3 protein-coding genes and 1 pseudogene are annotated in these 2,281 nt (G+C 68.8%); 1 reads left to right on the forward strand and 3 read right to left on the reverse strand.

The features are described 5' to 3' along the window. The coding region (locus tag U9980_RS05515) for a TIR domain-containing protein (protein ID WP_322766961.1) at nucleotides 1–578 on the reverse strand (578 nt) is incomplete at its 3' end. Between the two features lie 202 nt (nucleotides 579–780). Between U9980_RS05515 and U9980_RS05520 the strand changes: the two genes are divergently transcribed. Continuing rightward, nucleotides 781–1,410, forward strand: a complete 630-nt coding sequence (locus tag U9980_RS05520; protein WP_322766962.1) for a nucleotidyltransferase family protein — start codon at nucleotides 781–783, stop codon at nucleotides 1,408–1,410. Here U9980_RS05520 and U9980_RS05525 read toward each other — a convergent pair. Then, entirely contained in the window at nucleotides 1,375–1,833 is a 459-nt protein-coding gene (locus U9980_RS05525) for a nuclear transport factor 2 family protein (protein WP_322766963.1), read from the reverse strand. The two genes, U9980_RS05520 and U9980_RS05525, sit on opposite strands and share 36 nt — an antisense overlap. Nucleotides 1,834–1,896: 63 nt before the next feature. Then, nucleotides 1,897–2,281: pseudogene (locus U9980_RS05530) on the reverse strand (high frequency lysogenization protein HflD); the annotation flags it as partial.

Consider the following 2,281-nt stretch of genomic DNA (forward strand, 5'->3'; position numbering starts at 1 on the left):
GCGATGTCATAATGCGCAATACCGTCCGGCCAGAGAATCGCCGGACGGACAAGGGCGTCCAGCGGCACGCTGATCCGTCCAGCGAGGTCTGCCGCCCAGCGCTCGACCGGCACCGCCGCCGGTGATTCGCCGCCCGGGGGTGGCCAGTGCATGGACACCCGATGCGCTACCGCCCGTGCCAACAGGTCGGTCGTACCGCCGGCAATCAGGTCGAGTTCCTTCGACCACCGGACGGCGACAACGAGGTCGGGACGGGCCAGCTGCCGTTCGATCTGGAGGAAACGCTCCAGCTCATGCCGGCACTGGGCATTCCGGAAAAAAGCAGGGGTCATGACCGCTATGAGGATGGCCGCGGCGTTCGCGGGGTCCGCCGTACCGGCAATCCGCTCGTGCCAGAGCTCACCCCAGCGGGGATCCCGGCGATCGCAGAAAACTCGGAACGAAGAGTGACCCGTTCGGGTTCGGATGTCATCCTCGAGCGCGGCCGCGAGCTCCGCCAGGGAAGCACCGTGCCGCGCATGGTCCGCGTCGGCGTAGCTGAGGAAGGCGACCGGCGCCGAACCAGGCTGGCTGGGCACACGGACCTCCCGCGCACTGCCGCGCGGAAACGCACTGATCAGGGACCTTTTCACCGTTCCTGACCATATAGTCGGCAGCCGAATCCGACGATGTGATCCAGAAAATGACACCCGAATATAGCCGAAGAAGAATTAGATAGATAATCATGAAGATATATACCAACTGCAATGAAATCGGATGCGGTGCCATAGGATGGCATTCATGGTGGAGGCCTCGGCGGGCGGTGTGGGCGGGCTCGTCCTGGCGGCCGGGGCAGGGCGCCGCTTCGGCGGTCCCAAAGCCCTGGCCACGCTGGACGGCGAACCGCTGGTCGAGCGGGCGGCTCGGCTGCTCGCAGCCGGCGGCTGTGCGCCGGTCTTCGTGGTGCTCGGAGCAGCTGCGGCCGAGGTCACCAGATCCGCGACGTTGCCAGGAGCGCAGGTCGTCCTCGCCCCGGGCTGGGCCGAAGGGATGGGGAGCTCGCTTCGGCGCGGGCTCGATGCGGTTGCCGACACCGCCCTCGAGGCGGTGATCATTGCGCTCGTCGACCAGCCCCTGATCGGCCCGCAGGCCGTACGCCGGCTGCTCGACGCCCACGCGTCCGGCGCGGTCGCGGCGGTCGCCACCTACGGCGGGCAACCGCGTAATCCTGTGTTGTTACGACGTGAGACATGGGCCGAGGTGTGCGCCCATGCCCGCGGTGACGTGGGCGCGCGCGCCTGGCTGCACGCCAACCCCGACCGCGTCGTCACGGTGGCGTGCGACGGAACCGGCTCCCCCGACGACATCGACACACCGGCGGATCTCGCCCGCCTGTCAGCCGCGACTGCCCCCGATGGCCGTGGCCGATGATGGGGATCGGGCCGGCCGTCGGTTCAGCTGGAACAGCCGGTGCCGGATGCGCCACCCGTCCGGTGTGCGGACGACCGCGTCGGTGTACTGGCCGGAACTGGCACGCCGGTCGGGCAGGACGCCAAGGACACGGCTGTGCAGCACCGGCTCGCCGCCGTCCTCGGTCACATAGATGTTGGTGATGTGGTGGGCGAGCGGATGGTCCGCGCCGTCCATGTGATGCCGGATGGCGTCGAGCCCGTCGAGCCGCGGAGCGTCGACGTCAGTGAGATCGAAAACCGCATCCGCGGCGAAGACGTACGCCAGACCCGGCCAGTCCCGGGCGTCGATGAGATCTCCGTACCGCGCTGCGATCTCATGCAGTGCCAACCTGTCCGCGGTCCCGATGCCCACTGCGTCGCTGCCCGTTACGTCGCTGCCCACTAGACCCGTCCTTGTCCCATGCGCCGGTCACGATGCCCGAAGCCATTGTGGTGCAACGGGTTGTCAGATGCCGAACTGGACCCCCGCGCGCAGCACAATGATCGCCCCGGCCACGACGATGACACCCGCGGTGGCCACCGGGGTCCAGCGGGCGGCCACACCGGTGAGCCTCGGAGCGGCGGCGCTGGCCCGTCGCAGCAGCGGACGGTGCGCCCGGTCCAGCAGAATGCCGATGCTGACCAACGCCACGGCCATACCCACGCCGTAGGCGAAGACCAACACGACGCCGAACCAGGCGCGTCCGAGTGCGACGGCGCCCAGCAGTACGACGACCGCGGTCGGAGTCGGGACGAGACCGCCGGCGAACCCCATCGCAAGCAGGCCACGCAGTTTCGGCGGCCCCTCGGGGAGGGCATGGGTGTGCAGGCGACCACCATGCGTGTGCGTG

The organism is Protofrankia sp. Cr1, from assembly GCF_963555865.1.
Classification (GTDB): domain Bacteria; phylum Actinomycetota; class Actinomycetes; order Frankiales; family Frankiaceae; genus Protofrankia.

Excerpts from the sequence above, each read along its gene's own strand:
- U9980_RS05520 (WP_322766962.1), top strand. The coding sequence starts at position 781 with ATGGTGGAGGCCTCGGCGGGCGGTGTGGGCGGGCTCGTCCTGGCGGCC.